The sequence below is a fragment of the Streptomyces sp. NPDC021019 genome (genome assembly GCF_044333295.1).
Lineage (GTDB): Bacteria > Actinomycetota > Actinomycetes > Streptomycetales > Streptomycetaceae > Streptomyces.
Window position 1 is genome coordinate 453905 of record NZ_JBIRQR010000001.1, and the last position, 21809, is coordinate 475713.

Here is a 21809-nt window from a genome sequence, read left to right on the forward strand (position 1 = left end):
GCATGGTCTATGGAAACCGTGTCCGACCGCTGTTGTCCGCTCTGCTGGGCACGGATGGGGCACCCGACGGTGGGACATCAGTCTGAGGCTCTGTGCCGGAGTGGGTGACGGAAAGCGGAACGGGAGCTACGTGTGCTGCAGACGCTCCGGTGGCGCAGACGTCAGGCCCAAAGGGCTTCGGTGACGATGATCTGGGGATCGGTGTGGCGCTGCATGAAGGTGTAGATGAGCCAGCCGCGTCCACGGGCCAGGTCCACGATGTGGGGGCCGCCGGGGCTTGCAGAGGCCAGAGGTCGGATGGTCATGCAGTGCGGGAGCGAGGCATCGGCGCCGATCCCCCGGAAGTACGGGTCTTCGGCCGTGATCAGTTCCGCACGGGCGCTCATGATCAGGTCACTGCCTTCGGCGGGCATGTTCTGGAACCACGCTACCGCCACGAGATCAGCCGCGCTTAGGGATACATCCTTGCTCCCCACGGTGTAATCACAGGTCGTCAGGGGTTCCGTCGACGGCAGGCCCGCAACCGTCGGGAAGGCTGGCGGCGATCAACGCGTAGGCCTCTTCGACGGTGTCGACCACGCCGAGGAGGGACTTGTCGGACCTGCGACGCACTCGGTATCCACCCTCGACCAGCGGGTAGGCCGTACCGACATCGTCCGTCCAGGGCCACCGGGTGCACCGGCTCAGGTACAGAACGCCGTGGCTGACCATGGGCCAGAGCTCGCGCAGCGACGGGTGCTGGTAAGCAGCTCGGGGAACGGCCGGATTGATGAGGTCCCTGCCGTATGACAGGATATCGGACCACTCTGCTGCCACGATCTCTGCCGCGCTTCGGGACTTTTCGTTGCTCGCCATGATTTATTACCTCAAGTGTGCCGGCAGGTTCGACAGGTCTGGTTGTATCTCGGGAATGTCCGGCTTGGGTACGGTGACTTCTCTGTACCCCCCCTCCTCGGTTCGCGTGTACCACTTTATCTCCTCCCATGGTCGCCCAGGGCGTTCGTCATCCGGGTCTCCCCAAGCGGCTGCCCCATCGTAATTGCGCACTGCGTAGGCGACTTCGCTCATCTCCCAAGCTGTGCCGTGGCCTTGGCCCGGGTAGTTGTCCTCGTGCAGGGTGTTGAACGGAGCTCCATTCCGTGCCGCGTTCTGGAAAGCGTCTACAATATCCTCGGGTGAACTCCAGTTCCCGAACCCGCCACTGCTGTTGGGCATTCCGTCGAGTGTGATCGACAGAATGGTACCGCGATCCCCGATGGCCCCCATCACGTTGGTCATCCAGACCGGCCCGCTTTCCTCGACTCCGGCATAGTCGTCCCCGTTATAGGTGTGGGCTCCCGGATCACCGTTGGCGCGGAGATGTTCGGCGAGGGAATTCGAGGCGAAATCGGGCTTCTTATTGATGCCCAGTACCACACTGTGCTTGTGCTCCCCGCTCCGGTGCGGGCACCCCGCAAGACCCAGCGGGTCGATCCACCGCGTCGGGTCGTCGACATAGGTGACCGCGTTCGGGGCCGGGGTCAGACCGAGCGGGTCGGGGGAGAGGTAGCGGCCCGATTCGGGGTCGTAGTGGCGGTGGCGGTTGTAGTGGAGGCCCGACTCCGGGTCGAAGTACTGGCCGGGGAAGCGCAGGGGCGTGTACGCGTCGGCGTCGCGGTTCCATGACGTGGCTCCCCACAGGGCGGAACGGGTGCGCCACGCCACCTCGCCCTGTTCGTCGACCAGTTCACGAGGTGTGCCGATGAGGTCGGTGATGATCGCGAAGAAGCGGCTGTCGACTTCCGCCTGGTCCACGAGCCGGCGTTCCACCTGGGTCACCGGCTTCACGCCGTCGTGGTCCCAGGTGAGGGCGACGGAATCCGGGGAGCCCGTCGTGGACGTGGTCTGTTCGCAGAGGGTGTCGCCGTCCCAGGTGAAGGTCACCTCCTCGACCACCGGCGCCCCGTCCTCGGCCAGGCGCTGCTTGGCCGAGCGCCGTCCCAGGGCGTCGTAGAGGTAGCGCCAGCGCGTACCGTCCGGCGTGGTGACCGAGACGAGGCGGTCCTCCGCGTCCCAGCCGTAGTGCCAGGTCTCGGGCTTGCGGGAGAGGCGGGTTTTCTGGCGCAGGATCACCCGGCCTTGGGCGTCGTGCTCGTACCGGACACGGCCCGCACGGGTGATGCGCGTTCCGGCGTACTCGCGCGGACCGGAGGCGTCGCCCGCACCGGGCCAGGAGGCACTGGTCTGGTTCCCGGCCTCGTCGTACGCGTACCGCTCCGACCAGTTCTCCGCCGTCACGCCGGTGACCCGGCCGTCACCGGACACCTCCAGCCGCTTGCGGCCTCCGGTCAGCTCTTCGGCCGAAGCGAGATGGCCGTCGGGACGGTACGTGTACGTGCGGCGCTGGAGGACCCGGTCACCGGTTGTCCGGACGAGCTGGTCGGTCAGGCGCCCCGCCGGGTCGTACGCGAGATCGACGGTCAGCGCGTCACCGATCCGGCGGCCGGTCTCGCGACCCGTCTCGTCGAAGTGGAAGCCCAGCCGGTGGCCGGAGGCGGTCAGCTCGGCGGTGCGACCGGCCGGGAAGGACCAGGAGCTGACGGCACCGGACGGGGTGACACGACGGGTGCGCCGCCCGGTCTCGTCGTAGGTGTTGACCAGTTCGCGGCCGTCGCACACCTCCCGCAGGACCCTGCCCGAGCTGTCGCGTACGTACGACAGCTCGCTGTCCGGGCCCGTCGCCGAGGCGAGCCGGCCGTGGATGTCGTAGGCGAAGCGGGTGACGCTCCCGTCGGCGTCCTTGGCGGTGACCCGGCCCGCGAGGTCGCGTTCGTAGCGGACCGTCTGGCCGAGTCCGTTCGTACGGGAGAGGAGTTGGCCGCAGAAGTCGTGGGAGTAGCGGAGGGTGCGGCCGTCATAGTCGGTCTCCGCGCTGGTGCGGCCTGCCGCGTCGTAGGTGTAGTCCCAGGTCAGACCTTGGGGGTTGGTGACCCGGGTGAGGCGCAGCTCGGTGTCGTGGGTGAATTCCTGGCGTGCGCCGCTCGGTGAGGTGCGGGCGGAAACCAGGTCGAAGTGGGTGTACTCGAAGCGGGTCTCGCCGCCCGTCGCGTCGGTGTGCACGAGGCAGTTGCCTTCGCCGTCGTACGTCCACGACTGCTGCGAGCCGTCGGGTTCCGTCCGGCGGGCGAGCTTGCCCTCGACCGTCCACTCCAGCTCGGTGGTGCGGCCTTGGGGATCAGTGATACGGACCGGGCGTCCGAATGCGTCCCGGATGTAGTGGGTGACCGTACCGAGCGGCCCGCGGACCGCCACCGGCAGACCGGCCGCGTCACAGCGCAGCCGGTCCAGCGCGCCCAAGGAGTCGTCGACTCCGATGAGCTGGCCCTGTGGGCCGTGAGTGAGGCGGGTCGTCGTCCCGTTCGGCCGGGTGAAGAGCGTCGGGTTGCCCCGGTCGTCGTACTCCTGCCGCGAAGTCCCGCCGTCCGGGCCGGTGACGGCGGCCAACTGGTTCAGCTCGTTGTACTCGACCCGGGCGACGGTGCCGTCGGGGTGCTCGACCCGGACCGGGTTTCCGCGATCGTCGTAGGTGTACGTGGTGGTACGACCGAGCGGGTCGGTCCGGGACAGCAGCCGGTCGTACCGGTCGAAGCTGCGGTGGGTGACGCCGCCCAGCGCGTCGATCTCCGCGACGGCCTGGAGCCGGTCGTTGAACTGGTGGACCTTGGTCGCGCCGAGGGAGTCCGTGTACCGGGTGACGCGGTCGCCCGTCTCCGGATGGACGTCGTAGGCGAACGTGGACGACAGATAGCCGTCCGGGCCGACCGTGCGGACCACGCGGCCGGCATCGTCGTACACATAGCGGAACGTGGAGTCGTTACGGTCGGTCCACGAGGTGATGCGGTCGTCCGGGTCGTACGTGAAACGCAGCGGCAGCCCGGACGAGTTGATGACGGCGTCGAGGTTGCCGAGAGGGTCGTAGCCGTAGCGCATGACGGTGACGGGACCGTCCGGCGTACGCAGGGACAGCTCACGTATTCGGGAGTCCTCGACGGCGAGGGCGACCCGGTAGCCTCCGGAGTGGACGACGGCGGTCGGACTGCCGTCCCCGAGGCGGGCGAAGTCGATCCGGTTGAGGTTGCGGTCCTCGATCTCCCTGAGCCAGTAGGCGGGGGACGCGTTGTAGGGGCCGCCGCGGAAGGAACGCGTCAGCCCTGAACGGGGATCGGTGACGAGATAGGTGGTTTCGCTGTTGCCCTGGCCTCCGTGCCGGATCGGCAGCCGTGGGCCTTCCACGGGGAGTACCCCGTCGTCGTCCTCGGGCAGGGGCAGCCGCGGATAGACGAGGAGCGAACCGTCCTCCCGGGACCACACCGCGCCCCCGCCGAGGGGGTCCAGCTCGATCCGCTCGTCCAGCGTGGAGGCCCAGCTGCGCCCGAACCACTGGCCGTAGCGGTAGTCGGAGAGATGGGTCCGGCGTAGGACCAGGGGAAGGACTCCGGGCAGGGCCAGATCGGTCTGCGGGAGGGTCATCTCGCCGGTGGCGACGTCCACCGGGTCGTTCTCGCAGGTCTTCTTCTCCAGCGAGATGGCGTTGCGGCGCGGCTCGTCCTTGGCGTTCTTCAGCGCGTCGGCCTTGGTGCGGGCGGAGCTCCGGGGCGCATCGGGGCGCGAACGGTCTCCCTCGTCACCCTTCTGCACCTTGACGCCCTTGGACATCATCGCCTTGATGTCCAGTTCGATCTTCTTCTGGTTGTCAGAGATCTCCTTGACTGCCTTCGGCAGTGCCTTGCCGACGTGGTCGCCCATGGCCTTGTTGGCCTTGCCGAGCGCTTTCATGGCCTTGTCGATCACGGGGTCCAGGGCGCCGGCGATGTCGTCCTTGCCGCGGGTGCGTCCGTGGGACGTCCTGGCCTTGGAGAGCTTGCCCGCGGTCCTGCCGTGCACGTTGACGCTGACGAGGTTCAGCTGGGTACCGGCGCGCGTGTGCTCCGCGTGCTCGATGTGCACGCCCTTGCCGGGCGCGGGGCCGGGGCCGTCGGCCGAGGCGAGCTGGAGGGAATCCTTGGCCCCCGCCACTCCTTCGTTGAAGCCCTCCTTGCCCGACTGGCCGACCTGGTTCATGTCGACGCCGTCCTGAAGGCCGAGCGCGTTGGCACCGACCTGTACGGCGAGATCCGCGGCCATGTTCTCCAGCGCGGCGACGGCCGGCTCGGTCAGGGCGGAGACGATGTAACCGACGACCTCCTCCATGCACTCCTTGATGATCCGGCGGATGGCCTGCTGGGCGACCGCGATGGCTGCCCCGCCGATGAGCATGGACAGCCCGCCGGTCACGGGTATCAACGCCATGGAGATGCCCGCCTTGCCGGCGAGCACGCCCAGGTGGACGATTGCCGCGTACTTCATGGCCTCGATCGCCGTGGCCGCGTTGTCCAGCGCGCCGGCGATCGTGCGGGCGCCACTGGCCAGGTCCTTCACGTGCTTGTTCTTGACCTTGCCCCAGTGACCGTTGAGCGCGTCGAGGGCTTCACCGCTGCCGGAGGACAGCAGACGTTGCACGTGCTGGTTGGCAAGGTGACCGTCGTCCTCGACATCGTCGGCGAACTCCCGGAGAGCGTCGGCCATGTCCCGGTACGCGTCTTCGTCGACGTTCGGCCAGTTGATCCCGATGAGGTCGAGCATGGTGTCGGCCCAATCGGGCACGGTTACAGCCACAGCGTGAAGTCCCCCCGTGCAAAGCTGCGTTCACTGAGCGCAGATGCGAACAGGATCTCATTCCTGCGCCGCGGTACCAAGATCGTTCACAGTCGGCGGGTACGGGCGAGCGGACAGCTGCGAGGTGAGACGGTGGACACCGGAGCCTGAGCTATCGCAGCGAGATAGGCGGCGCCGGGCGGCGAGGCGGTGGGAGGGGGCCTCCGTGGGCGGCTGCGGGGACGCCCACGGTTCGAGGTGAGCCGCGGAGGGTCGCCCGGTGGTTGTCCGAGTCGCACGAGGGCGCACTGCCTGCCCCGGATCTGGTGCACGACACCTGAAGTGGTCCAGACAACAAACAAGGCCCGGGTCGATGACCTGGGCCTTAGTCGTGGAGCAGGTGACGAGAATCGAACTCGCGCTCTGAGCTTGGGAATCAACGGTGCTTGAGCCGCTGGAGGAGCTCTGACCTGCGCCTTCCCGTAGGGGCCGTGTATGACTACGGGGTCTGGGGGCCGCATCTGACCGCTGTTGTCCGCTCTGCTGGGCACAGATGGGGCACGGGCAGAAGATCGCGCCCGGATTCAGACGGGCATGTCCCGGGCACGTAGGGCCGACGTTCTGGGGTGCTGTCGTGCCTCAGGGAGCGAGCAGGGCGTCGAGCATCTTCCTTACAACCAGGGTCAGTTCACCAGGGTCCGGTGCCGGGCGGCTCGCGGCCGGGGCGCCAGCGAGGCGGTCGTACAGCAGGCCGTCGGTCCAGGAGACGAGCAGGTCCGCCGCCTGGACCGGGTCGGGGGCGCCGAGCGACGTCAGCAGCGCGGCCGCCCTGGAGCGTGCAGCCCGGCCGGCGGTCTCCAGGTCGGCGCGGAGTTCCGGGCGACGGGTCGCCTCCAGGCTCAGCTCGAAGCGGGCCAGCTGGCGGTTCCGCCCCCCGGTGAGCCAGTGGTGCAGCAGTGTGGCCAGGGCCTCGGCGACGGAGTCCGGGCCCGGGGTGCCGTGCTCCGTTTCCCAGCGGTCCACATCGGCGACCGTCAGGGCGGCCAGGCGGAGATAGCAGGCACTGATCAAGGCGGATCGCGTGCGGAAGTAGTACGACGTGCTGCCGGCGGGCAGGCCCGCCGCCGTGTCGACCGCGCGATGGGTCAGGCCTCGCAGTCCGGCGGCGGCCACGGTGGCGATGGCGGTGTCGGCGATCAGATCCCGGCGATCGGAGAGGGAGGCAGACATGTTTCCCCACTCTACAGATGTAGAGTGCGGAGCGTGATCCTCTACAGATGTAGAGGGTGCGTGTGAGGGGTGAGGGAGGCGGTCGGTATGGGTGTTCGTCATGCTGTTGTGGCCGGAGGGGGGATCGGCGGCCTGGCCGCAGGGGCGGCGCTGAGCCGCCGAGGTTGGCGGGTGACCGTGTGCGAGCGGGCTCCCGTCCTGGCGGGTATCGGTGCGGGCATCGTGCTTGCCCCCAATGCCCTGCGCGCCCTGGACTCGATGGGCCTGGGACCTGAGGTGTCGGTGGGCGAGCCCTTGGTCGGTCCGCTCGGGCTCCGTACCCCCGACGGCGCATGGCTGAGCCGAACCGGAGCCACGGCCTCCCGCTACGGTCTTCCCGCGCGGGCCGTGCACCGCGGCTTCCTGATTGATGTCCTCGCCGCCGCCCTGCCGCCCGGCGCGCTGCGCCTGGGCGTCTCGGTGAGCGGTGTGGACGACGCCGGGGGCGCGGTGGTGGTGCGTACGTCGGCGGGGGACCTGAGCGCCGATGTCGTCGTGGCGGCCGACGGGCTGCGCAGCGCGCTCCGCAGGCAGCTCTTCCCCGGGCACTCCGGTCCGCGCCACGCCGGTGAGACCGGCTGGCGGGCAGTGCTGTCCGGGGTCGGCCTGCCCGCGTTGCCGGCGGCCGAGACCTGGGGGAGAGGAGAGCGGTTCGGGATCGTCCCCCTCGGCGACGGCCGGGTCTATGTGTACGCGACCGCCGTCACCGGCCCCGGCACGCGGCCGACCGACCACTCCGCGGAGCTGAACCGGCGCTTCAGTGCCTGGCACGATCCGATACCCGCACTGCTGGAGCGCCTTACGCCCGACCGCGTCGGCATACTCAACCACGACCTCTACGAACTCGCCCCGCCGTTGCCCCGGTTCAACTCCGGCCGGGTGGCCCTGCTCGGTGACGCCGCCCATGCGATGACGCCCAACCTCGGCCAGGGCGGCTGCCAGGCCATCGAGGACGCGGTCGTCCTCGCTCACCTCCTCGCGGGCGGTCCCGACGTACCGGCCGCGCTCGCCGCCTACACGGAGGCCCGACACGGGCGCACCACGCGGATCAGTCGCCACTCCCGACGCATGGGGGACCTTGCCCGGCTCTCCCACCCCCTGGCGGTGTTCGTCCGGAACCTCGCCGTACGGGCCACGCCCTCGGCGGTCACGAGAAGAGGACTGGACACCCTCCTCGGCTGGCAGCCCCCACCCGGTCCGGCACCGCACCCATCCTCCGCCCCCGCCGTACACCCGTCCGTCGATACGAAGGAGCAGTGATGAACAGCGCGATTCCCGCCCGGACTTCCGCCGGAGCGGACCCGGTGCGGCCATTCAAAGCCGGCGCCTATGGATTCGTCCTCCTCGGGGTCGGCCACCTCGCTCTCTCCGCCGCCGATGCCTCGGCCACGATGACACCGGAGCGACGCGCGGCCGACACGGCCCTGCGCGAGTCCACCTTCGCCCTGCTGGGCCTGGAACGCACCGCCCTCGATGTCACCAACGGCATGAGCATCGCGATGGCGCTCTTCGCCGTCGCCTGCGGCCTGCTCACGCTCGCCGCCGTCCGTCATGCCCCCGCCCTGGTCCAGCGGCGTACCGCGTTCGGAGGGATCACCCTGCTGGTCTCCCTGGCCGTTCTGGCGACAGCGCTCCTTCTGCTGCCAGTTCCACCGATCATCATCCTCACAGTCACCAGCTGTGCTTTCGCCCTCTCGCTGCGGAGGGCCGCCGCAGCCTGACGTACGGGCGGCAATGCACGGTCGGCACGCTGAGGCGCCGTGCACCCTCAGCCACCGAGGCGGGCTCACACCCCTTCCGGGCACGCTGCCAGGCCCCTCCTGGCCGGCGCCGTCGAGGACCTGCGGGCAGAAGCCCGGCTCGGCGCTCCCCGCAGTCACGTTGTGGCACCTGCAACGCGCCATAGACCAGGAACACGCCGACCACGAATGCCAGAAAGAGGTGGCGGGAAGGTTGGCCGGATGGTGAGAGCGGCCGGCCCGCGGCAAAACGCGCGAGGAGCGCGAAAAGGGGTCAGGTGGTGCGGAGGTGGTGCAAGGCGCTTAGGGAGGTCTAGACAACGACGAACCCCCAGGCCGATGACCTGGGGGTTCGTGAAAGAGCGGGTGACGAGAATCGAACTCGCGCTCTGAGCTTGGGAATCAGCGGTTCTTGGTCCGTTGAATGGGCTCTGACCTGCCCTTTCGTGCTGGACGATGTGTATGACTGCGGTCTCGGGAAGCCGTACCTGACCGCTGTTGTCCGCTCTGCTGGGCACGGATGGGGCACGGGGTCGGCCGCGCGACTCCCTCCTGAGGTGCAGGCGCGGAGTGGGGCGACGGGTCAGAGAGCGATGATGCGGACTTGCTTGCCGCAGGGCGACCGTGGCGGTTGATGGCATAGGCGTACGTGTGTCCGTCCGGTCCGACGCTTTTTAACCCACGCCGGTGATCTCCGTTCGCGCGTACACGTACAGCGAAGGATTTTTCACGGGTGAGACCATTCGACTTCCCAATGCGCTTCGGCGAAGAATCCATCCAAGTCATCACGGTTCTCCACCCAGTAATCCCCGCATCCGTTGGAGAACTCCGAGTCCTCGGCGAGGAGGATCAAGTAGCTGGGTGGGTTGTCAGGGAGTTCGTTGATCCTGACAAACTTTCCGAGTTCGTCCCCTGCGGTGATTTTTCCGACCCTGTTGATCTTGATCATCTCTTGCTCTCCCAGAAAGCCGACGTGCATGGTGCTGATGAAGCATTACTCGATCAGGGGCACATGATTGTTCACCGCTGCCTTCTTGGCTCCAGGCGCAGGGAAAATCTCGAAGTGTACATGTGGAATGTCGGGCCAGTGTTTTCCCTGTATGGAATCAGGATCCATGCGGAACTGTCGTAGTCCGTCCGCGCTGCGGAACACGCCGCGATTCACTCCCTTTTCCACATAGTCATCACCCAGGAACTTGTGGGCGGCGTCGAGGGCCTCGTCGGCTGTCATCGGATGCTCGCTCACGATGCTTCCGTCGCCTACGCGGCCGCGGGTTTCGGCGACCGCGGGATGCTCGGGCGGACAGCCCCCTTCGGGCGCCAACCCCAAAGGGTCGCACCAGGTGTGAGGGTTGTGTACGTACGTCGATGGGTTGGGTGCCGGGACGAGTCCCAGAGGGTCCGGCGTCAGGTAGCGGGCTGTCTCCGGATCGTAATGACGGTGATGGTTGTGGTGGAGGCCGGTTTCGGGGTCGTAGTACTGGCCAGGGAAGCGGAGAGGTGTGTACGCGGTGCTGCGTCTGGCCCAGGTGGTGGTGCCCCACAAGGTGGTCCGGATGTGCCAGGCCACCGAACCCGTTTCGTCGACGAGTTCGGTGGGTGCACCGATCAGGTCGGTGACGATGGCGAGGAAGCGTTCGTCCACTGTCTGCTGGGAGGAGTCGGCAGAGAGGATTCTCTCGGTTTGGGCCAGGGGGCGGAGCCCTTGGTGGTCCCAGGTGAGGACGATGGGGCGGGGCAGGTCGGTCGTGGTGGTGGTCTGTTCGCAGAGAGTGATGCCGTCCCACGTGAAGTGGGTTTTCTCAACCACTGTTCTGTGGTCGTCGCTGAGGCGCTCCTTGGCGATCCGGCGGCCCAGGGGGTCGTAGCGGTACAGCCAACGAGTGCCGTCCGGGGTGACGGCCGCGGTCATGCGGTTTTCCGCGTCCCATTCGTAGCGCCAGGTGGCGGGCTTACGGGAGGGCCTGGTCTTTCGGCGCAGGGTGATGCGTCCGGCGGCATCGTGTTCGTACCGCGCCTGCCCAGCACGGGTGATGGTGGTGCCGGTGTACGAACGGGGGCCGGTGGTTTCGTGCCCCGGGTGGGAGGAAGGCCACTCGGCGGCGGTCTGGTTGCCGGCGGCGTCGTAGGCGTACGACTCGTTCCAGTTGGCGGCGGTCACCCGGGTGACGCGGCCGGCACCGTCCAGGTCGAAGCGGTGCGGCCCGTTCAGAGTGTCTTCCAGACCGGTGAGATATCCGTCGGCGCGGTAGGTGTAGGTGCGCATGTTCAGACTGGTGCGATCGCAGCCCATGAGGTGCTGGGAACTGAGGCGACCTGCCGCGTCCCAGGTGGAGGCGACGGTGAGTGCGTCGCCGAAGGTGCGTTCCTGTTCCCGGCCGATGGCGTCGTGGGTGAACGTAATGCGCCGTTCGCCTGCGGTCAGTTCGGTCGGTCGGCCCGCCGCGTCGTAGTTGTATGTCGTGCGTCGGCCGGTGGGGGTGACCCGGCGGGTGCGTCGGCCGAGGGCGTCGTGCGCGTACGTGGTGGCACGGCCGTCCGCAAACTCCGTCTTCACGCGCCCCGCCCGGTCGTACTGGTAGATCAGCTCGGTGTCGGGGCCGCTCGCCTGCAACAGCCGTCCCGCGCGGTCGTAAGCGAACGTGGTCACCTGGCCGGCGGCATCCTTACGGGTTACGCGGCCGAGGACGTCGTGAGTGTAGGAGATTCTCTCCCCGAGTGGGGTTACGAAGGCGGTCATCCTTCCGGTCCCGTCAACGGTGTAGCTCATCGTGCGACCGTCGAAATCGGTCTCGGAGACCAACCGGTCGGCATGGTCGTAGGCATACGACCAGGTAAGGCCCTGTGGGTTGGTGACCCGGGTGAGCCGCAAGTTCGCGTCGTGCGTGAACTCGTACCGGGATCCGTCGGGATCGGTCCGGGCCGTCAGCACGTCGAAGTGGGTGTACTCGAAACGGCTTGTTCCACCGACGGGATCGGTATGGGTGAGCCGGTTGCCCTCACCGTCGTAGGTCCAGGACTCCGTGGTGCCGTCCGGACTGGTGCGCGCCGCCAGCCCACCGTCCTGGGACCAGCGCAGGAGGGTGACCCCTCCCAGCGGATCGGTGACGCGCACAGGGCGTCCCCATGGGTCCCGGTCGTAGCGGGTGGTGTTACCGAGTGGGTCAGTGATCTCCATAGGCAATCCGGCAGAGGTGCAGCGGATTCTGGTTATGTTGCCCAGCGCATCGGTGACCGAAGTGACCCGGCCCGCCGCGTCGTGGGTATAGCGGGTGCTGCGGCCGCCAGGTTCAGTCACGGCTGTGCGGTTGCCGTGATCATCGAACTCCTGCATGCAGCGGGAGCCGTCCGGTTCAATGATCTCGGTCGGGAGCCCCGCCTCGTTCCGCGTGATGAAGTGGCGCTGGACCGGATTTTGGACGGGCTGCCGTAGATCAGCTTGGTCTTGTCCTGGGTCTGCCCGAGGTCCATCTCGTCGACCTCGGCGCCCATCCGGTTCGCGACGGACCGGGACTTCTCCCGGACCCAGTCCGCCCCGGACTCCCAGCCGACGTCGTCCAGCCGGTCGCCGGTCCAGTTTCCGGCGTGCTCGACTCGGTCGCCGGCCCACTCGACACCGTCCTCGACCGCGTCCTCGACGACATCGGGCGTGATGTCACTGACGAAATCCTTGAACCCCATGACCTAGCTTTCCCCGCCGCCCTGCTGCTGCCGGGCGCGTTCCTCGGGTGAGGTCCCGAACATGTCGTCCACGGACCGGTCGAACGCCTCCTGGTCCACGCCGAACATCTCGTTCAGCTGGTCCGCCTGACGCCCGCCGTTGCCCTCGGTGACGAGTGCACGTCCGGTGTCCTTCCAGGTCTGCCCGGCCTCGTCGGCTGTCCGCTCGAACGACTCGCGGCTGTAGACCGGGCTCAGATAGTCCGGGGTGAACACATCCCCCCAGCCCTCCTTGACGATCTCGTCCTCGGAAGCATGCGGATTCCCCACGCCCGCGTTGACGACGATCTTCAACGTGCCCTGGACGTACTGGTCCTCCTCCCACACGATCCCCGCAGCCAGCCCCAGCTTCGCCGCGATCGCGTTGGCATCCTGGACCAACGCCCGCACCCCCCACTCCCACCGCTCGCAGAAGTCCTCAAAGTCCACCGACAACCCGTGATGCCCGGCCTCCATCCCGGTCATCGACAGCTCCGAGAGCCCCTTGCCGAGCACCGCCCCCGTACCGGTACCGATCTCCCTCAACTCCGCCACGGCCTCGCGCAGCCCGGTGGTGATCTGCTGAACACTGATCGGATCGACGTTGAGGTCCTCGGCCCCCGTACCGCTCACAGGTCCCGCCCCTCGCTCGGTACGTCGGCATCGACGGCGACGGCATCGGGCACGATCCCCACCACCGGCGGAAACAGCATCGACCCGTCCGGATCGGCCACGTTCACCGCGACCCCGGCCGGCACCCCCATCGCCGGAATGACTTCGTCCAGCAACCGAGCCCCCCGGAACGTGGCGTACTCCCAGCTCCGCGAGGTGGCCCCGGCACCCTCCACCACAGCCCGCTCCGCCGCGAACCGGGCCAACGCCCCCTCATCGGTGAACCCGCACACCCACCGCACCCCACCGAACTCAGCGGTCCACAACCCGCCACCGTCGTACGGCACCAGCACCAGCGCCCGCCGCAGCTCACCCACCAGAGCCCGCGGATCCCCGACCCCGGCCCGCCGCTCGGCAATCCGATCCGCCAACGCCACCCCGTCACCCTCTGGAAGTTCCCCCCGTACGCGAGTCGTCACTCTTAACTTCCGCACACGCTAGGACACCACGTTCACCCGCAACCAGGTGGTTCCCATCGCCCCCTCAGCCCCCACACCGCGGGCCGACGCCGAACATAAAAAGGCCCCGGTCACTGACCAGGGCCTCATCAAAGAGCGGGTGACGAGAATCGAACTCGCGCTCTGAGCTTGGGACTCAACGGTCCTTGAACGGCTGTAGTGGGCCCTGACCTGCATGTATGAGTGGAGCGGTCGAGGTTGGTGTGGTCTCTGGCTACCGTATTTGTCCGCTGCTATCCGCTCCGAAGGGCACGGATGGGGCACGGGGTGATCGATGCCGCTGTGGCGTGGGTGGAAAAGCGTCACCGCGCTGGATCAGGCACCTGCCGTCGTGCCATTTCATCTCTGGGCGATCTGGCGCAGGGCAATCCGGTCGACCGTCATCGATCCGGAGCCGTGGTACCGGCGGTCGGCGGACTGTGCCCCATTGCGGTCACGAGCACGGCCCACCATGAGGTACTAAGGTACCGTAGATGCGGAGGTGGGATTTATGACCACGGCTTCGAAGCCGCCCCGGCAGTCGCCGCTCAAGGTGGACCCGGCGACGGACAAGTTGATCAGCCAGGGCGCACATTTCCTGGGCTTGACGAAGAAGGACCTGGTCGCGGAGGCGGTACGGGTTTACCTGGACCAACGGCGTGAGGATCTGCGTGAGGGCATGGTGGAGGCGCTCAGCGTCCTGGACGGCTCCCTGAAGTCGGACGTCATGCTCCTGACCGGTCTGACATCGGAGGAGATCGACGCGGTCGGCGGGATCGACGAATGACCGGCCCCGCCGCGACGCGGCCCGCCAGGCCCACCTTGCGATGCCTACGCGATGACCTCGGACTCCCCCTGCCGGCGGTGACCGACCCCCTGGACGAGATTGAGCACCCGATCCTGGCGAAGACCGCCGAGCAGTTCGCGGCGGACGATGCCAAGCACGAGCGCATCCGCGCTGTCGATGACCAGGTGCTGTTCAAGGTGAAGGTCCAGCGCTGGCGTGGGGCGGTCTGGGGGACGCCGATCTTCCGTGGCTGGTGGCGGCCGGCCGCCGCGAAGGCGGCTCCACCGACGACTTCTACGCAGCTCTCGAAGCCGACGGCAAGACCGCCCGAACCCGCTACAACGCCGGCAACGCCGACGCGCTCAAGTCCGCCACGTACACTGCCCACTTGCTCCCCGCTCGCGAGGACCACGTTCGCTATCGCGCCGAAGCGGGAGTACGTTTCGTCAGGCGGCTCCGGACCACGGTTCTGACCTTGAGCCGTTCTACCCTCCGGGACGGCGAGGAGCACACGGTGGATTTCGACACCTTCACCATCGGCCTTCAGGTCCGCGCCGACCACGGTCACGAAACCTACCTCGCGGTGCGGATCACGGGTTCGGTCCCGCCGAACCTCGCCACTTTGATCCTGCGCAACGTCCCCAGCTGTGAGGCCGACGGCTGGTACCCCGAATACGCCCTGCCGGAGCGGGACCTGCTCCCCGCCGAACAAGCCTGGTCCAACCTGATGGACCCTCGCGAAGCCGCCCGAGTCCTCGACGCAGAGCCGTAGCAGCCGGTACAGAAACAAGGCCCAGGTCGCTGACCTGGGCCTTCATTAAAGAGCGGGTGACGAGAATCGAACTCGCACTCTGAGCCGTGTACAGCAGCGGACAGCGGCGTCCGTCAGTGAACGGACAACGATGAGCGATGGAGCAGGTAGCCGGGCGGATGTGATCAGTCCAACAGCGGCAGCGACGGACGCCGTTCCGCAGAAAGTCCCGACCGCTCAGGCTCTGGCCACTTGGGAAGGTCGGCAGAGTCCCCACCGAAGGCGAGCACGGTTTGCGAGGCGAGGTCACAGCACGCTTGGATGAAGCCTTCAGCGCCCATGAGTCGCATCGAGTGCCTGCCGTTCTTCAGGGGCCACAACGCTCCAGAGCGGTTCGACACCGCGTATGGGTCCCCTCCGTGGCTCAGGATGTCGCGGAGGTTCTTCATGTCGGCGAGGTACAGCTGCACCTCTTGGGTGCCCACGTAAGCCGTCCAACGCGATCGGTTGCCGGGGGCATTGCCCAGAATTCTCGTACGAACCCCCCAGTCGTTGGTGAAGAGCCGGACCGCGTGCTGCTGCCCTACGTTGCGGAGCTTGTCCGGGTTGAGCGGGAGATGCCGCGTCTGGGACGGATCGAGGGCAAGGACGTCGTTGAAGAAGGCTTCGACAGCTGCGTAGGACATCGTGAAGATTCCCCACCGCAGGGCGTACTGCTTCGTCGAGCGCCCGAGCGACTTGCCGTCCTTCCCGGTCAAGCCGTCGATGTCGCGGTGAAGGCCCACCAGCAGCGAAGGGTTTTGCAGCCCGGCGGATAAGGCGTTGGCGGCGTCGATGACAGCGGGAAGGTGAGGGTGCGGAGGCATGCGCGCGATCGTAATGGCTACACTGCCGGCGTCGGTCGGGGTGGGATACCTCGTTACCCGGTTGATGGACTTGGCGACGCCTACGCACCAGTGGCGTCGACGAATCCATGGTCAGCCGGTGCCGTTGGACACTGCGCGAGGGACCAGGTGGTGCAGAGGTGGTGCGCGGTTCCAGATCAGGTCTAGACAACGATGAGGCCCCAGGTCGCTGACCTGGGGCCTCATGGAAGAGCGGGTGACGAGAATCGAACTCGCGCTCTGAGCTTGGGAATCAGCGGTTTTTAGGTCGGTGGAGGGGCTCTGGCCTGCGCTTTCGCTATGGGCAGGTGGATGGCTCCCTGTCTCCTGGAGTCGTATCTGACCGTTGTTGTCCGCTCTGCTGGGCACGGATGGGGCACGAGAACTGGCAGTGCGACGAGTGCTCCGGGCGGTCCGGCTCGTCAGAGGGGGATGATGCGGACCTGGTTGCCACAGAGCTTGGTCATGTCATCGCTGTCGGGCGTCAACAGGGCGACAGGTTTCGTCTGGCGGAGTGCGACCTCGGCGACCGTGGCGTCAATGGCGTACTTGTGCCCGTGCAGCCCGGCGCTTTTGAGCAGCTCCGCTGCCGCTTTCGCTGCCTGTTCGGTGACCGGCTCCACCTTGACGCGGGACAGGGCCCAGTTCAGGCGAGGCATGTTGGTGCGCGAGTGGGTGACCTCCACGATGGTGTTGGCCCCGATCACCAGGTCGGCTCCCATGTCGTGGAAGACCTGAAGCATCGCGAGCAGCTTGCGGTCCTGCGCGATCCAGGCGGAGAGCCCTTCCGAGTCCAGGACGACGGTCTCGATGCGCTCGCTCACGCGGCGTCCGCTCCCTTGGAGGAGCCGGCGGAGTCGAAGATCTTACCGCGCGCCTCGGCGAGCTCCTCGTCGCTGAAGGCTCCGTGCTCCTCCTCATGGCGGCGGAGGTCCTCGCCCAGAAGCTGGTGCCGGATCTGGCGGGCTACTGCTTCCGCCACGTACCCGGAGACGTTGTCCGTGAGCTTGCGGAGTTCCGCCACCTGGTCGCTAGGGAGGGTGACGGTGATGCGAGTCGTTGAGGACATGAGTCCAAGCATACTGGAGTATGCACGCGCTGGCTCGGGTTTCTGGTCCCCAGCCTCGACGCCTGAGGTCGCATGCTCCAGGTGAAGACATGGGGGCGATCGCTCACCGGCTGTCCCTGGCGCGTGACGCTCCGGGCCGGTGCCGTTGGGCGGCAAGCAAAAGGCCCCAGTCATTGACCAGGGCCTTCGTCGTGGAGCGGGTGACGAGAATCGAACTCGCGCTCCGAGCCTGGGAATCAACGGTGCTTGGGCCGCTGGTAGGGCTCTGAGCTGCGTTTTCCCGCGAGGAAGAGTGGATTGCCATGGTCTCTGGAAGCTGTACCTGACCGCCGTTGTCCGTTCTGCTGGGCACGGATGGGGCACGAGGTTGGCGGTGCAGCTTACCCTGCCAGGGGGTGTGCTCGGGGTGGGCCGACGCATCAGACAGGGATGATGCGGATCTGGTTGCCGCGGAGTTTGGTCATGTCGTCACTGTCGGAGGTCAGGAGGGCGATGGGTTTCGGCTGGCGCAGGGCGATCGTGGCGTACTTGTGCCCGTGCGGCCCAAAACCTTTGAGCAGCTCCGCTGCCGCCTTCGCTGCCTGTTCGGTGACGGGCTCCACCTTGACGCGGGAGGGAGCCCAGTTCAGGCGAGGCATGTTGGTGCGGGAGTGGCTGACGCCCACGATGGTGTTGGCCCCGATCACGAGGTCGGCTCCCATGTCGTGGAAGATCTGAAGCATCGCGAGGAGCTTGCGGTCCTGCGCGGTCCAGGCGGAGAGCCCTCCGGAGTCCAGGACGACGGTTTCGATGCGCTCGCTCACGCGGCGTCCGCGCGGCCGGGGCGGAGCCGGCGTCGCCGAAGATCTTCGAGCGGGCCTCAGCGAGCTCCTGGTCGCTGACGGAACCGTGCTCCTCCTCATGCCGACGGAGGTCGTTGCCCAGGGGCTGGTGCCGTATCTGGCAGGCTATGGCTTCCGCCACGTAGCCGGAGACGATGTCCGTGGGCTTGTGAAGCTCCGCCACCTGGTCGCTGGGGAGCGTGACGGTGATGCGGTTCGTCGAGGACATGAAACCGGCCATCGACCTGAGGTCTCTTGACCCGGAGCGGGTGACAACAGGCGGAAGATGAGCCGGCAGCATCCTCCGGCGAGGCCCAAGACGGGGAAACCATCAGGGCTCGTGGAGTCAAGTGGCCGGATGGTCATCCAGTGCGGGAGCGAGGCATCAGTTTCGGCACGATCCCCCGCCTGCGCGGAGCGCTCCGCGAAACTGGGCAGGCTGCAGCTGAAAGTCCGTGGCGGCGTAGCAACGGGTCCGGCATCATCCCCATGTGATGGTGATGCAACCCGTTCTGGAGACTTTCGCTGCCGACGACTTCGCGCTCTGCCCGGTCGGCGAGCACGAGTCACACGACTACCTGGTGCTGAACGGGAAGCAGACTTCGGCGGAGGTCGGCACAGCCGTCATGCGGATCGCCGACTGCAACGACTTCAGTCGGAGGAGGAGCACGGCCTGTGCCCGACTGACCCACTCGGCATCTTCCTGCACGGGCTGCTCACCATGGCTGATCCGTTCGCAGCCGGCGGGTTCCTGGTGACCGACACCGTCCTCGTCGAGCCGGGCTGCTGGAACGGCCTGGATACTTGGCGGGACTGGCTGAACGTGCTCGACGGCACCGGCTGCGCCCACTTCGGCCACGATCCCTTCTCGATGGCCGAACGCGTTGGCGATATCGTCCGGCTGACGGTCGAGGTCCACGGGACGGGCGGCAGCCTGGTGACCGAGTTGCTCGTCGCCGATGCCGAGCAGGATATGCAGGACTTCCTCAGCCTTGCTGGACCCTTGGCCGAACAAGACCTGCCGGAATACGCCACTCCCGCCACTGCCGCCCTGGCACGGGCCCTGGACCTGGCGCACTCACCATGACCAGTTTTCTGACCCACAGAGAACGCGTGCACGATGCCCGCCTTCCCCCTCATCGTCGGCACAGCGCGCTGCGGACCTGCCTCACCTGCTTTGCTCCGTACGGCTTGCGGGCGACGTACCACCACCTCACACTCAGCGCTGCGATCCCCCGGCGGCTCGAGGCGGACCCGGACGCGCTGGTTCGGGCGGTGGAGGAACTGCACGAGGCACGGGTGCTGTGGTTCGCGCGGGCGGAGGCGTACGCCGTCCAACGCCGGGCGGAAAAGCGGGCTGGGCGGCGGGCTGTGGCAAACCCGCGACCGTGGTGGCTGCGGAGCTGGTGGGAGGGCCCGAACCGCGCCTGGTACGAGGACCCGACTCGTCATCCGTCGCTGCGGCTGCCCAAGTATGTCCGGCGGCAGAACGCGATTTTGGACGGTACCGATCTACCCGGCTGCCCCGCCTGCGGGGACGAGAGGCCGCTGGTGTCGAACTCGACCGGGCACGGCTGGGTGGAGCTGTGCCGCGGGTGCGCTTGGGTGCTGGCGTCATGCCCGTGCGGGCAGCAGCACCCGGTCGTTCCGGAGACCCCGTTCGACTGGAACGGGATCTGGCGGCGGGCACACATGAGCGATGAAGGAATGCCGAATCCGCATTGGCCTACGGCATAGGAGCGCTTGGCGGAACATGCGTGAGAGACGTCTTCCCATCCGGAGCACTCGCGAACGGTGCCCCGTCCATCTCGGAGTCTGAGCACCACCGCCGAAGGCATCAGGAAGCAGGGAAGGTCCTACTGCGCTGGGAGCAGGTGCTTGCCGCCGTGGCCCTGGACGTGAGCCCGCCTCATCGAGGACGTCCAGCAGGCGGATCGCATAGTCCGGACGACAAACAAGGCCCAGGGTCGATGACCTGGGCCTTTGCCGTGGAGCGGGTGACGAGAATCGAACTCGCGCTCTGAGCTCGGGAATCAGCGGTTCTTGAACGGCTCTGGTGGATCTGACCTGCATTTTTGGCCGAGGCGGGCAAGGTCGGTGTGATTTCTGGGCACCGGGCTTGCCCGCTGTTGTCCGCTCCGAAGGGCACGGATGGGGCACGAAAGCGGTCACTGCGGGGAAACGGCCCTTGGCGTGTCACGCCCAAGCGGTGATGAGGTCGTCGGGGGTGAGGCTGAGGATGCCGTTGGCGGTGCTTCCGCTGCGGGCGACGGCGAGCAAAGGGGTGGAGTCGTCGGTGCCGGGCAGTTGTGAGCGGTGGGTGACGAGGCGGGCGAGGTCGCGGTTGTCGAAGGGCTTGTTCTCCAGCCACTTGATGGATCCGACGAAGGTGATCTTCTTGGCGATGGGAGATCGGTCGGCGCCGACGAGGTCGATTTCAGGGTCGTTGGTGCGGGTCCAGTAGCCGCCGATCACATGGGTGGCCTCGGGCAGCCGGTCGTCGGTCAGGCGCCACAGGGCCTCACGGACCACAGGTTCGACGGCGCGGCCCCGCCAGGACGTCCAACTGGTGCGGATCGACTCGAGTACACGGTCTCCACGCCCGCGCTCGATCATGGGGATGCCGGGCCCGAGGAATGAGAGCCAGAAGCGCAGGTACGGATCGGCGACGCGGTAGCGGCTCTCACGGCTCGGCCTGGTGGACAGCGGAAGGTCAACCGCTACCATGCGTCGGCTTGCGAGGAGCTCCAAGGAGCGTTTCACGGATCCTGGATTCAGGTCGCCGGCTGCCCGGCCGATGAGCGTGAAAGTGCGTTCCCCATGTCCGATGGCGCTCAGCACGGTGCGGGCCTGTGCCTCGGTGGGGAACTCGGCGGCCAGAGTGCGCTCGCCGCTGACGAGGAGGGCGGACGTCGGACGGGTCAGCGCCTGTCCCAGATAGTCCCAGAGGGTGGCACCCAAAGGCCATTCCTCAAGGATGAGAGGGAGGCCGCCGGAGACCAGGAAGGCGTCGAACGCCTCAGCCGGCGGGAGGTCGAGCATGGCGGCGACCTCGGCCGGATTGAGCGGAGGTACGACCATCTCGGTGCCGCGCTGGTAGAAGGGCCGACCGTAGGTGTTCAGCTGCTCCATCATCGCGATGTCCGAGCCGATGAGGACGAGCAGTACGGGGAGCTTGGACAACGTCCGGTCGAATGCCTTCTGCAGTGCGCCTTCGAAAGTGGGGTCCTCGCGTACGAGGTAGGGCATTTCGTCGAGCACGACCACGCTTGGCCTGTCCTGAGGCAGGACACCGGCGAGCAGGCTCAGAGCCGCGTCCCAGGTCTGCGGGGTGGCGAAGTCCGCGACCCGGCCGGCGTCAGGGAGCGGAGAGATGGCAAGCTCGGCGGCGAAGCCTGCCAGGTCCTCGGCCTTCGAGCCGCCTACTGCGGTGAAGAAGACATGGGGAAGCCCGGAGCGTTCCAGGAACTCCTCCACGAGCCGGGACTTGCCGACGCGTCGCCGCCCTCGGATCAGTACGGCGCGCCCGGGCCGCCCGCTGCGTCCGCCGGTCCGCACAGGGGTCAGTAGGTCATCCAGAAGGTCGAGCTCCGTACGACGCCCCACGAATCCGTTCACAGGTACCACCTCGCCGATCGTTCATTCCCTGCACCAGGTTACTTTCTTGAATGAAAGTTGCGCAAATGCAATGCTTACTGCTTGGTGTCGGTGTTCGGGGAGACCAGGAGGAGAGGAAGGTTGGCTAGGCGTACCTCCTGCGCGCGGGGCGCACCCCGAAACGGCCCGGGGCTCGGCGGGTAGGCGGATGCCGCCCTGAGGCGGCATCCGCGGGAAGGGCGCAGGCGGCGTAGAGGTGGAGCGCGATGTTTCGATCGGTCCAGACAACAAACAAGGCCCGGGTCGATGACCTGGGCCTTAGTCGTGGAGCGGGTGACGAGAATCGAACTCGCGCTCTGAGCTTGGGAATCACCGGCTCTTACGGTGACCCAAACCGCTCTGACCTGGTGA

17 protein-coding genes and 3 pseudogenes are annotated in these 21809 nt (G+C 67.3%); 5 read left to right on the forward strand and 15 right to left on the reverse strand.

The window, feature by feature from the left end:
* Positions 1-161 precede the first annotated feature (161 nt).
* The 4 genes from ACH4RG_RS02065 to ACH4RG_RS02080 form a co-directional block, all read right to left on the reverse strand.
* On the reverse strand, positions 162-476 hold the full coding sequence (locus tag ACH4RG_RS02065) for a hypothetical protein (RefSeq protein ID WP_398161973.1): 315 nt from the start codon (positions 474-476) through the stop codon (positions 162-164).
* A 7-nt stretch (positions 477-483) separates the two neighbouring features.
* On the reverse strand, positions 484-855 hold the full coding sequence (locus tag ACH4RG_RS02070; protein WP_228921809.1) for a DUF6193 family natural product biosynthesis protein: 372 nt from the start codon (positions 853-855) through the stop codon (positions 484-486).
* Between the two features lie 6 nt (positions 856-861).
* Positions 862-5661, reverse strand: a complete 4800-nt coding sequence (locus ACH4RG_RS02075; protein ID WP_398539382.1) for a DUF6531 domain-containing protein — start codon at positions 5659-5661, stop codon at positions 862-864.
* 651 nt (positions 5662-6312) lie between these two features.
* A complete protein-coding gene (locus ACH4RG_RS02080) occupies positions 6313-6903 on the reverse strand; it encodes a TetR/AcrR family transcriptional regulator (protein WP_397918480.1) in 591 nt (196 codons plus the stop codon).
* A gap of 87 nt (positions 6904-6990) precedes the next feature.
* Here ACH4RG_RS02080 and ACH4RG_RS02085 point away from each other — a divergent pair, with 87 nt between their 5' ends.
* Positions 6991-8202, forward strand: coding sequence for an FAD-dependent monooxygenase (locus tag ACH4RG_RS02085; protein ID WP_398538966.1), 1212 nt, complete (start codon positions 6991-6993; stop codon positions 8200-8202).
* Positions 8202-8663: a hypothetical protein gene (locus ACH4RG_RS02090; RefSeq protein ID WP_398538967.1), complete on the forward strand. Its 462-nt coding sequence runs from the start codon at positions 8202-8204 to the stop codon at positions 8661-8663. The genes ACH4RG_RS02085 and ACH4RG_RS02090 overlap by 1 nt, the downstream gene beginning before the upstream one ends.
* A gap of 745 nt (positions 8664-9408) precedes the next feature.
* Here ACH4RG_RS02090 and ACH4RG_RS02095 read toward each other — a convergent pair.
* From ACH4RG_RS02095 to ACH4RG_RS02115, 5 genes and pseudogenes are all read right to left on the reverse strand, one after another.
* Positions 9409-9630, reverse strand: coding sequence for a hypothetical protein (locus ACH4RG_RS02095; RefSeq protein WP_397918477.1), 222 nt, complete (start codon positions 9628-9630; stop codon positions 9409-9411).
* A 45-nt stretch (positions 9631-9675) separates the two neighbouring features.
* Positions 9676-12069 (reverse strand): annotated as a pseudogene (locus ACH4RG_RS02100) (RHS repeat-associated core domain-containing protein); the annotation flags it as partial.
* Positions 12070-12077: 8 nt separating this feature from the next.
* Positions 12078-12362 (reverse strand): annotated as a pseudogene (locus ACH4RG_RS02105) (putative T7SS-secreted protein); the annotation flags it as partial.
* A gap of 3 nt (positions 12363-12365) precedes the next feature.
* Positions 12366-13013, reverse strand: coding sequence for a hypothetical protein (locus ACH4RG_RS02110; RefSeq protein ID WP_397918475.1), 648 nt, complete (start codon positions 13011-13013; stop codon positions 12366-12368).
* Positions 13010-13429 (reverse strand): hypothetical protein, encoded by a 420-nt coding sequence (locus ACH4RG_RS02115; protein ID WP_398538968.1) that lies wholly within the window; start codon positions 13427-13429, stop codon positions 13010-13012. Before ACH4RG_RS02115 ends, ACH4RG_RS02110 begins: the two co-directional genes overlap by 4 nt.
* Positions 13430-14000: 571 nt before the next feature.
* Here ACH4RG_RS02115 and ACH4RG_RS02120 point away from each other — a divergent pair.
* Together ACH4RG_RS02120 and ACH4RG_RS02125 are read left to right on the forward strand one after the other, a co-directional pair.
* Complete coding sequence (locus tag ACH4RG_RS02120) at positions 14001-14276, forward strand: hypothetical protein (RefSeq protein WP_030595208.1); 276 nt, start codon at positions 14001-14003, stop codon at positions 14274-14276.
* Between the two features lie 253 nt (positions 14277-14529).
* Complete coding sequence (locus tag ACH4RG_RS02125) at positions 14530-15048, forward strand: hypothetical protein (RefSeq protein ID WP_398538969.1); 519 nt, start codon at positions 14530-14532, stop codon at positions 15046-15048.
* A 164-nt stretch (positions 15049-15212) separates the two neighbouring features.
* Here ACH4RG_RS02125 and ACH4RG_RS02130 read toward each other — a convergent pair whose 3' ends face one another.
* The 5 genes and pseudogenes from ACH4RG_RS02130 to ACH4RG_RS02150 all read right to left on the reverse strand — a co-directional run.
* Positions 15213-15893, reverse strand: coding sequence for a hypothetical protein (locus ACH4RG_RS02130; RefSeq protein ID WP_398538970.1), 681 nt, complete (start codon positions 15891-15893; stop codon positions 15213-15215).
* Between the two features lie 440 nt (positions 15894-16333).
* Positions 16334-16735 carry a DNA-binding protein gene (locus ACH4RG_RS02135; RefSeq protein WP_398538971.1) on the reverse strand — a complete coding sequence of 134 codons (402 nt, stop codon included), beginning with the start codon at positions 16733-16735 and terminating at the stop codon, positions 16334-16336.
* Positions 16732-16980, reverse strand: coding sequence for a hypothetical protein (locus ACH4RG_RS02140; protein ID WP_397918470.1), 249 nt, complete (start codon positions 16978-16980; stop codon positions 16732-16734). The genes ACH4RG_RS02135 and ACH4RG_RS02140 overlap by 4 nt, the downstream gene beginning before the upstream one ends.
* A 419-nt stretch (positions 16981-17399) precedes the next feature.
* Positions 17400-17783, reverse strand: coding sequence for a DNA-binding protein (locus ACH4RG_RS02145; RefSeq protein WP_397918469.1), 384 nt, complete (start codon positions 17781-17783; stop codon positions 17400-17402).
* Positions 17784-17802: 19 nt separating this feature from the next.
* Positions 17803-18030, reverse strand: a pseudogene (locus ACH4RG_RS02150) (hypothetical protein); the annotation flags it as partial.
* 492 nt (positions 18031-18522) lie between these two features.
* Here ACH4RG_RS02150 and ACH4RG_RS02155 point away from each other — a divergent pair.
* Positions 18523-18888, forward strand: coding sequence for a hypothetical protein (locus tag ACH4RG_RS02155; protein ID WP_397918468.1), 366 nt, complete (start codon positions 18523-18525; stop codon positions 18886-18888).
* A gap of 1109 nt (positions 18889-19997) precedes the next feature.
* On the opposite strand, the gene ACH4RG_RS02160 is transcribed toward ACH4RG_RS02155, so the two are convergent.
* Positions 19998-21419 carry an ATP-binding protein gene (locus ACH4RG_RS02160; RefSeq protein ID WP_397918467.1) on the reverse strand — a complete coding sequence of 474 codons (1422 nt, stop codon included), beginning with the start codon at positions 21417-21419 and terminating at the stop codon, positions 19998-20000.
* Between the last annotated feature and the right edge of the window lie 390 nt (positions 21420-21809).

What these genes read in the sequence shown, in the direction of transcription:
- ACH4RG_RS02075 (WP_398539382.1), bottom strand. Translation starts at nt 5,661, where the DNA reads ATGCTCGACCTCATCGGGATCAACTGGCCGAACGTCGACGAAGACGCG.
- ACH4RG_RS02095 (WP_397918477.1), bottom strand. Translation starts at nt 9,630, where the DNA reads ATGATCAAGATCAACAGGGTCGGAAAAATCACCGCAGGGGACGAACTC.
- ACH4RG_RS02090 (WP_398538967.1), top strand. Translation starts at nt 8,202, where the DNA reads ATGAACAGCGCGATTCCCGCCCGGACTTCCGCCGGAGCGGACCCGGTG.
- ACH4RG_RS02130 (WP_398538970.1), bottom strand. Translation starts at nt 15,893, where the DNA reads ATGCCTCCGCACCCTCACCTTCCCGCTGTCATCGACGCCGCCAACGCC.
- ACH4RG_RS02085 (WP_398538966.1), top strand. Translation starts at nt 6,991, where the DNA reads ATGGGTGTTCGTCATGCTGTTGTGGCCGGAGGGGGGATCGGCGGCCTG.
- ACH4RG_RS02070 (WP_228921809.1), bottom strand. Translation starts at nt 855, where the DNA reads ATGGCGAGCAACGAAAAGTCCCGAAGCGCGGCAGAGATCGTGGCAGCA.
- ACH4RG_RS02080 (WP_397918480.1), bottom strand. Translation starts at nt 6,903, where the DNA reads ATGTCTGCCTCCCTCTCCGATCGCCGGGATCTGATCGCCGACACCGCC.
- ACH4RG_RS02155 (WP_397918468.1), top strand. Translation starts at nt 18,523, where the DNA reads ATGGCTGATCCGTTCGCAGCCGGCGGGTTCCTGGTGACCGACACCGTC.
- ACH4RG_RS02140 (WP_397918470.1), bottom strand. Translation starts at nt 16,980, where the DNA reads ATGTCCTCAACGACTCGCATCACCGTCACCCTCCCTAGCGACCAGGTG.
- ACH4RG_RS02120 (WP_030595208.1), top strand. Translation starts at nt 14,001, where the DNA reads ATGACCACGGCTTCGAAGCCGCCCCGGCAGTCGCCGCTCAAGGTGGAC.